Origin of the sequence: Streptomyces sp. SolWspMP-5a-2, assembly GCF_900091845.1 — a bacterium.
Taxonomy (GTDB): Bacteria; Actinomycetota; Actinomycetes; order Streptomycetales; family Streptomycetaceae; genus Streptomyces; species Streptomyces doudnae.
Window position 1 is genome coordinate 1 of record NZ_FMCI01000260.1, and the last position, 9321, is coordinate 9321.

Below are 9321 nucleotides of genomic sequence, written 5' to 3' on the forward strand. Positions count from 1 at the left end.
CGGACGTAACACTCGTGGGACCGCGACTCCACCCCGCCGCGCGGGGTCGGGCGCAGCACCCTGGGGCCGGGGCACCGCCGTGCCCGCGCGTGGGTCGGACGCGACGCCCTGCGGGCGCGACACCGCCCCGCCCGTCTGCGGTGCCTGGGCCGTCGCCCTGCGTGGGGCGAAGCGGACCGTGCGGACTCCGTGCTGGGCCGCGAGGGTGCGCAGGGCGCGGCCGCCGTCCGTCGCCGTGCCGTGGACGTACAGGCGCGCCCGGCGGCCGACGTCCGAGCCCAGACCGGCGAGCAGCCGGGCGAGTTCGGGCCAGAGGGAGGCGTCGAGTTCCTCGCCGGGGCGGCCCACCTCGATGGCGGGGCCCTCCGCGTCCACCTCGCGCGCGGTCGGCGGCGGGGTCCCCTCCAGCGTGACGCCCTCCTCGCCGGTGATCCACAGGCCCGCGCGGGTCACCGTGGCCCGCCAGCGGTCGGAGAGGCGCACCACGCCGGGTTCGGGGTTGCCGCGCCCCTGCACGGGGACGCTCCAGCGCACCAGGCGTGGCGCGGGCGCGGGTTCGCCCTCGCGCCCGGGGGCGCACACCACGGCGTCGACGAACGGCCGCCACCTCGGCGCACCGTCGGCGCCGACCAGCACGGCGCGCGCGCTGGCGCGTTCCATGGGCGCGCTCGGCGTGAGCAGCGGCATGCCGGTGTAGACGACGACATCGTTGCCGAGGAGTTCCGCGGCGAGCTGGCCGGTGCGCAGGATGTCGCGGGGGCTGCCGGGGGCGAGCCGCACCCGGGAGTGGAGGGCGGTGGGCAGCGCGCTGAGCACCTCGCCGACGTCGGACGCCGAGAGGTCGCCGCCCTCGGGGACGCCGACCAGCACGGTCGGACCCCGGGGGTCGACGGGCACCGAGTAGCAGAGGTCGCCGCGTTCCGGTTCGGTCGCGTAGGGCGAGCGGGCCAGCAGCCCGGCCGGGATCTGGTGGATGAAGCAGCCGCTGTCGGTGCGCTGGGGCACCTGCTCGACGCCTTCCTGCCAGGCCGGGGAGGGCTGGCGTGAGCCGAGGGCCACCGGGCGGACGCCGGGTGCGAAGCTCCACCAGCCGCGGGTGCCGGGCGGGTCGGGGCGGACGAAGAGGGAGCCGCCGGGGACGATCTGGACCTCGCCGTCCGGGGCGATCACCTCCAGCTTCCAGGCGTCGGCCACCCGCCGTGCCACGGAGGGGCGTTCGGGCCGTTCGTGGCCCGCGCCGGACATCACGAGCCGCACGGTGCGGGTGCCCGCCTCGCTGAGGGTGTCGAAGACCTCGCTGAGGCGCTGCCAGAACTCCCCCGCCGGTGCGCTGCCCGGTCCCACCGCGCCGGTGACGACGGTGGTGATCTCCGGCTCCGCGCCCAGCAGGTCGGCGAGTTCGTGGACGGCGGTCTCGCTGATCGCGGTGTCGTGTGCCGCGCGCAGCAGCACGAGCGTGCCGTACTCCTCGGTGAGCAGCGGCGGGGCGGACTCCGGGTCAGCGGTGCCGGGGTCCTCCGGTGGCGCGGCGGGAGCGGTGGGCCGCTCCGACCCGTGCTCCGCCTTGTCCCGGCCGCCGAACAACCATGACCGGCCACCACCGGTACGGCTCACGTCGTCTCTCCTTCGCACACGACCCGGCCGGCGTGACCCACCCGCTCGGGATCTCTCTCATCACGCGGTCACTCGGCCGGCCGTCTCCTGGGGCGGGAAGTGACTTGTCATACCAGAGCACTTGGAGTGTACGGAGTGAACATGGCGAGCAGGTCACGGGACCCTCTCGACCTCCGCACGACCGCACGGCACCGTCCGGTGCCCCGCCGGACCGCGGCCCGCCGCTCTGCAACGCACCGCGCACCGCTCACCCGACGCCCCCGATGCACCGCGTCCACGCTGCCGCGCAACGCGCCGCGCACTCCCGGGAACCGCCCGCGCGGCCGAGGTCGGCTCAGCGGTTCCCGGCGGCGGTCGCGCCGGAGTCCGTGGTCCCCGCGGGCGTCTCCCGGTCGGCGACGGGGTCCGTCACCACGTGGGCCGTCAACTCCCCGGGTTCGTCGGTGTCGTCGGTGTCGTCGGCGTCGTCCGCCTCGAACTCCCGGTCGGGGCCGGGTTCCAGGGACTCCCGGTGCTCCCCCGGCGCCCCGTCGCGCGCGGCCTCCGCCGTCCCGTCCGCGCCCGCCGCGTCCTCCATCCCCGCCGTCTCCGCGTCGAGTTGTGCCTGCGCGGCCACCTCCGACGCCAGGTCCGCCAGGCCGTCCACCGTCATCACCATGCTGATCGGGGCGGTGCTGTTGATGGAGAGGCTGTGGCCCTCGGGCATCCGCTCCAGCAGTGCCGCCACCGGCATCCGTTCGAACCCGAGGCGGCCCGCCGCGCGGAGGTAGGGGGGCGCGGTGAAGACCGGGACCACCGGGGTGCCGTCGGGCGCCGACGCGCTGACCGGGTCGCCGCCCGAGGTGACCAGGACGGCGACCTCCGCGCGGGCGAGGGCCGCCGCGACGTCCTCGGCCGGGCCGTAGCCGGTGGTGGCGAGCTGGATCGCGGCGTCCACGTCGTCCTCGGGCTCGGGCCAGCCGAGCGCCTCCGGGGAGGGCTGGTAGGTCTCGTTGTCCTGCCACTCGACGATCTCGCCGGTGTCGTCGGAGCGCCACTGGCCGACCACGGCCCAGTCCGGGGGCGCGCCCTCGCCCTGCCAGGCGGGGTCGGTCAGGTAGAGCCAGTGGTCGGGGGCGAGCCGGGCCGCCCTGACGAACTCCTCGGGGGGTTCCGGCATTCCGTCGCCCTCGGTGACGGTGATGCCGGCGGTGGCCGCCGGATCGTCACCGACGGTCCGGGCGCCGTCGCTCGACGGCCCGTCCGGGTCGGTCGGGGGGACCGCGGCCGTCGCGCCGTTGTCGCTCATGCTGTCCTCGCTCACTGGGCCGGTGACTGACTGGGGGGAATGCTCGGCGTGGTCGGTGCGGGGGACGCGTCCCGAGGCCCGGCGGTCGGCCCGCCGCGTCCCCCGGGGCGGCGGACGCCACGGCGGGTCCGGTGCGTCCGCGCCCCGCTCGACCGGGCGTCCGGGGCCGCCGGGGCTCCGGTGTCGGGGACGGCCGGTGCCGTCGGTCCGGACGACCGATCGAGAAGATCAGATACCCGCATCATCACACGCATGGGGGACGACTCGGCCCCCGGCTGAGCTGTTCTTGAGGTAACGCCCGTCCCCGCACGCGTCGTCACCGGAGCGCGTCGTGGTGCGCGGCGGCGTTCTCCGCGTCCCACAGCGCCGTCTCGTAGGCCGCGACGGCGGCCGCGAAGGCGCTGTAGACGGCGTCGAGTTCCTGCGACCGGGTCAGCCAGGCGCGTTGCAGGTCGCGGAGCCGCTCGGCCACCGTGCGCAGCGGCGGCAGGGCGTCGGCCAGGGCCGCCGAGCCGGGGTGGGCCAGGGCCTTGCCGATGTCGTCGTGGAGATGTTGCAGACCGCGCGCGAGCGTCCGCTGGACGAAGGCCGTGCGCTGGTCGCCGACGCGCCGGGCGGCCTCGGGCGTCGTGTGCAGCGACGTCAGCAGCTCTTCGAGCCGCCCGGCCGCCTCGACCGCCTCGGGCCGGGGCGTGAGGGTGCTGCCGCCGGTCGTCAGGGCCGGATTGTGGCCCATCGCGGCCATGAACTCCCGTGCCAGGACGGGCAGGGCGACGCCGTTGAGGGGGATGGACGAGGGGCGGTACGGGGCGGCGCGGGCCTCCAGCAGGAAGTAACCGTTCTCGGCGTCGACGCCCATGGCGCCCATGCCGAAGTCCACGTCGAGGTTCCCGGTGTGCAGGGGGAAGCCGGGCGGCGGCGACAGGAGGTCCTTCTTGAACGCGCCCTCGCCCCGGCCGTGGACGATCGAGTGCAGCCAGTCGACGCGGGTGGGGCCCTCGTTGAGGTTGTTGTCCTTGTCCTCGTAGGGATCGTGGAAGACCCGGTCCGCCGGACCGTGACCGAGGGCGCGCATGAGGCCGGGCATGTCGTGGCCGTCGCGGACCAGGAGCAGCGCGTCGATGTCCTCGCGATCGGTGTCGTCGAGGAGTTGGTCCCGGATGGAGCAGAAGTCGCTGCGGGTCATCAGCCGGAACGCGGCGACGACATGGCGACGGACGGAGCGCGCCTTGATCGTGCCGTGCGCGGCGCCCGCCCGTTCCAGGTACAGGACGATCAGGCGCGCGAACTCACGGGCGCGGGGCGTCATCGGGCGGCCGTGCTCGCGCGCGAAGAACTCCGTGACCTCGGTCGTGCGCGCGTCGAGGCGCTGTGCCTCCTGCGGTGTGAGCAGGTCGGCCGCGGTGGCGCCGACGTCCGCGGGGCCGGACCCGTAGGTGGCCTGGAGGGTGGTCCGGAAGCGGAGGTCCTGGACAGTGACGGTGGCGTCCCGGGTGAGCCCGGCGGGGTCGGTGCCCGCGACCCCGTCGAACAGCTCGGCGAGGGTGAACTGCCGGTCGGGGGTGGCGGTGGCGAGGGTCCGCATCCGTGCCACGATGCCGATGATCTGGCGCAGCGCGGCCTCGGCCCGGCCCAGGTCGGAGACGGGGTCGAGGACGAACTCCAGGTTGGAGCGGGTGTAGGGCGGGTCGTCGGGGGTGTCGGTCTCCAGGCGCCAGCCCTCGCCGCGGAAGAGGACGACGCCCCGGGCGTAGAACGGCACGGTGACACCGCCGAGTTCGAGTTCGAAACCGGCCTTGGCGACCAGGTTCGGCGACAGCACGGGCGCGGGTGCGGGTGTGTCGGACAGGGCGGTTCCGGCGAGGTGTCCTTCGCCGTCGTCGACCAGCAGGACGGACGTCCGCGCGCCGGTGCCGTGTTCGGTCGTGACGCCGTCGGGGCCCACGAGGGCGACGGCGAGGCCGAGTTCCCTCGCGGCGGCGGCGAGGGCGGCGGTGTCGACGGCGCGGGCGGCGGCGGCCGGGTCGGGGGCGAGGCCGGGGTCGGTGGCCAGCAGCCGCAGCCGCTGGACCGGGGTGAGGGTGAAGTGGCGCAGCGGCAGGCTCTGGTCGCCGCGCATCACCGCCTCCATCTCCTGGCCGGGGTTGAGCGTGATCCCGGCCGCGGTCAGGTCGGCGGTCCGGACGGCGCGGGTGCCGTCCACGGGTGGCACGTCGACGCCGGTGAGGTCGGCGTCTGTCGCGCGGCGGGCCGCCCACAGGCGCGGGTCGCCGTCGACGGCGGGGCCGGTGACCCCGGCCGTGCGCAGGGCGTGGGCCAGCGCCGGGCCGAGGGTGCCGTCGGGCGAGGCGACGGGGTGCAGCTCGAAGGCGGTGTCACGGAGCCGGCCCGTGGTGGGTCCGGTGCGTTCCCAGGGCCGGTCGGCCGGGGGCGGGTCGGTCGGGTCGGTCCTGTCCTGTCCGGTGAACGACGGGGGCGGCGCGGGCGCGACCGGGACGGTGGTGCCGGGGGCCGCGGCGGCTTGTGCGAGGGGCGCGTACCCGGTCGCCGGGGTGCGCACGTCCTGGGCCCTGATCAGCCCGAAGTCGGCCGCGGTGAGCGGGTTGCCGGAGGCGTCCGGTTCCAGGGCGACGGTGGTCCTGCCGGTCGCCGGGTCCGTGTGGAGGGTCGGTGTGCCGTGGGCGGCCCACATCGGGCGGCCGGTCAGCAGGGCGCCGCGGCCGGGCAGGCTGTCGTGCGGCGCGTCGCCCGGACGGGGGCGGGAGCCGGGGACCAGCAGGACGGCGGGGTGGCCGAGCGGCAGGTTGGCCGCGCCGGGGTCCCGGTACATCAGCTCGGCGGACTCCTCGTGCGACACGGCGGCCCCGCGCACGTCGATCCGGTCGGCGTCGAGGCGTCCGGCCCGGTACAGCCAGGGCTTGGCGGAGGCGGCGCCCATGACGGTCCCGGTGTACCAGGGCGCGGGGACGGTGGAGTCGACGACGGTGCTCCCGTCCGGCGCGCGGCGCAGCAGGGTGAGCCGGGTGGCGTCGAAGTCGAGGGTCCCGGCCGGGGCGCCGGTGTGGTCGCGGCCGATGAGGGACCCGTCCTGGGCGCGGATCGCGGAGGCGGGGGCGTGGACGCCGCCCAGCTCCAGGTAGTAGGCGCCGACCTCGGCGAGCCGGAACGGGTCGCGTCCGGCGGCGGCGGCGAACCGGGCGAGCCGGAGGAAGCCGTCGCGCACCGCCGGGTCGGGCTGCGGCAGGTGCAGGGCGGTGGCCGCGGCCCGGTCCAGTTCCTGCTGGCCGCCCCGGTTCAGGAGGGTGTTCTGCATCTCCCGCATCCTGATCTCGGCCCACAGCAGCCGGGACCGTTCGGCGGGGCCCACCGGTGCTCCGGCCGGGAGCAGCAGGACCTGGGAGACGACGGTGTCGAGGTCGGGGCGGGCCAGGACCGTGCGCAGGGTGTCGGTCACGGACGGGATGCGCGCGTACACCGACAGGGCGGCGGCGGGGTCGGTGGCGAGGTGTTCGGCGGCCCGGCGCAGGACCTGGGCCTTGGCCGCGCGGTCGAGCGGTGTGCCGGGGGCGTGGGTGCGGTGGTCGGCGGCCGCGACGCGGTCGAAGAGGTCGAGGGTGAACAGCGGGAGCCCGTTCAGCCGCTGGTCGTTGCGGGCCATGAGGGCGAGCGCGCCCGCGCCGCGCAGCAGGATCGCGTGGTCGGCGGGCCGGTGTTCGACCTCGGCGCCGAACACGACCCGCACCAGGCGCACCAGGCGCAGGGTCAGGGCGCGGACGTCGTCGGGCGCGGGGCCCTGGCCGGTGTGGAGTCCGGCGGCGCGGGCGCGGTCGTCGAGGTCGGTGCCCTCGGGCTCGGGCAGGACCCGGTCGAGGCCGAACTCCTGGCCGCGCGGGTCGGTGTCGACGCCGAAGTGTTCGCCGCGCGGCCCGCGCACCGGGGTGAGGACGCGGCGGCGGGAGGCGTAGACGGTCTGGCGGCCGTCGTTGGCCTGCTGCTGCGCCTCGGAGACGGTGCCCAGCGGGTCGGGGTTGTGGGGCGGGGCGCCCCACGGGCCGGTGAGCATGCTCGTGCCGGGCTCGGCGGCGAAGCAGACGATCTTGACGAGGCGGTCCTTGCCGCGGAGGCTGGGCCGCCGTCCGAGGGCGCCGGAGGTGCGGGCGCCGGAGGTGACGACGGTCTGCCCGCCGGTCACCTCCCAGGCGCTGCGGCCGGGCAGTCCGTGCTTGGCCTCGAAGTACGGTTCGGCGTCGGGGTCGTCGACCCGCCAGGGCACTTCGACGGGTTCGCTGACGGTCATGGTCGCGACGTCGAAGTGGACGTAGTGGGTGGCCGTCGCGAGGGTCGTCATCATGGCGGTGCGGGTGCGCAGTTGGGCGGGCTGCTCGGCGAGGGAGACGGACATGTGCCCGGTCGAGCGGTGGTCCTTGCCGATGACGGGCACCGAGACGACCTGCTGCTCCCACTCCTCGCCGCCGGGTTCGGGGGCGGGCGCCAGGGTGGGGTCGCTGAGCAGCCAGCCGCCGACGATGCCGAGCGAGGGCGACACGTCGAGGCCGACGCCGGTCCAGCCGGGGCGGCCGGTGAGCGGGCCGAGGACGACGGCGCCGCTGGGCGACCAGACGTCCCGGCCGAGGGCGACGGCGGTGCCGCGGGGCAGCACGGTGGTGCCGGTGGCCGCGTACGAGGTGAGCATCAGCAGCGGCACGTCGCTCGGCAGGCCCTTCAACGTCGTGTCGAGGGTGAGGAGTTCGGCGACGACCTCCTTGGGGGCCCGGCGCTCGAAGATGTGCGGGCCGCGGACGAGGACCGTGTCCGTGTCCCCGTCGGCGAGCAGGACGTACGGCGTCGGTCCGGCGCTCCATCCGGCGGCGGCGGGCCTGCCGAGGACGAGGGTGCCGTCCTGGCGCCGCACCCCGTCGTGGACGGTGGTCAGGTCGAGGGGGCCGGTGAGGGGGCGGCCGGTCCAGTTGACGCCGCTCACGCCGTTGGCGGTGCGGAAGCGGACGGCGGCGCCCAGGGCGCCCTTGGAGTGGAGGTGGAAGGCGGCGAGCTGGGTGAGGCGGGTGGCGCCGGTGACGGCGGGGTCCATCGCGATCCCCATCAGCTCCGCGCGGTCGGTGGAGGTGATCGTGGTGCCGGGGTTCAGGCTGAGGACGTACCGGGCCAGTGGGTCCAGGTCGAGCGGTCCGCCGCGCAGGGCGGGGACGCCCGCGCGCAGCGCGTTCAGGCGGCGCAGCGCGTCCCTGGCCCCCGGCGCCTCATGCGGCCCGTAGAGGGACCGCATGAGGGTGTCGTAGTGCGCCTGCGGGTCGTGCGGCGCCTGGGTGGTCTGCTGTCCGGCGGTCGCCGCGTCGGCGAAGGAGACGGGGATGCCGTTCACCGTGGTCGTGGCCGCCGGGTCCGCTGCCACGGGGGTGGCGAAGACCCGCGCTGCGGGCTCCGTCGCCGTGGCCGGGACCTGGACGGCGGTGGGCGCCGGGCCGTCGGGCAGCGGGGTGGTCGCGGTGTGCGGGCCGGGGGTGAACGAGGGCAGGTCGGGGAACGGTCCGAGGTCGACGGAGGCGACGCCGGTCAGCGTGCCGTCGGCGGCGACCAGCGGCAGTCCGTCCGCGTCCCTGGCCCAGCCGGGGGTGCCCGCCGGGGTCACGGCGAAGGCGTCGCGGGCCGGGTCCCCGGTGGCGAGCAGCCCGAACACCGGGCTCGTGCGGCCGGGCGGGGTCAGCACGGCCGGGACGCCTCCGGTGGCGGCCACGGTCCGGCCGAGGCGGGCGGCCAGCGTCGCGGGCGCGGTGTTCCCGTCGGCGAACCCGGGGACCATCACGGCCACCGGGGTGTCCTGCGGACGGCCGATCAGGACCGGGTCGAGGGCGAGCAGCGCGGCGAGGACGTCCGCGTCGACCGGGCGCGCGAACCCGGCGCGGCCCCGCACCAGGACGCGCGGTCCGCCGGTCGCCACCAGCAGGTGGGCCTCGGGCCCGGTGGCCCAGGGCGCGGGTCCCGGCTCGCCCACCGTGCCGCCGTCGGCGGGGCGGGTGCGCACGGCGGTGGCGGTGAGGTCGAGTCCGGCCGGGACGGGGGTGCCGGTCCAGTTGACGCCGCGCGGGGCGCCGCCGGGTCCGGCGACGCGGAAGACGTCGTCGAACGCGCCGCGCTCCACCAGGTACCGGGCGCTGAGCGCGGCGAGGTCGCGCGCGTTCCCGGCCTCCGGAGCGGCCGCGAGCCGGACCAGGTCGGCCCGCTGCTCGCCGGTCACCGGCTCCCCCGCGGTGAGCAGCAGGACGCGGCGGGCGATCCGGTCCAGGTCGAGGGGTCCTTCACGGAGTTCGGGGTCGGCGGACCGCAGCCGGTCGAGCCGGGCCTCGGCGAGCTGCCGGGCGGGGTGGGGTGGCCGGGGCCAGCGCGGGGAGGGCGGGCGCGGT

The 9321-nt window shown here is 76.6% G+C and carries 1 protein-coding gene and 2 pseudogenes; all 3 read right to left on the reverse strand.

The window, feature by feature from the left end:
- Positions 1–1614, reverse strand: a pseudogene (locus GA0115242_RS26430) (hypothetical protein); the annotation flags it as partial.
- Positions 1615–2242: 628 nt separating this feature from the next.
- Positions 2243–2773 (reverse strand): annotated as a pseudogene (locus tag GA0115242_RS41920) (type VII secretion system-associated protein); the annotation flags it as partial.
- 445 nt (positions 2774–3218) lie between these two features.
- Positions 3219–9321, reverse strand: a 6103-nt coding sequence (locus tag GA0115242_RS26440) for a lonely Cys domain-containing protein (RefSeq protein ID WP_141721758.1), incomplete at its 5' end; no start/stop codon positions are given.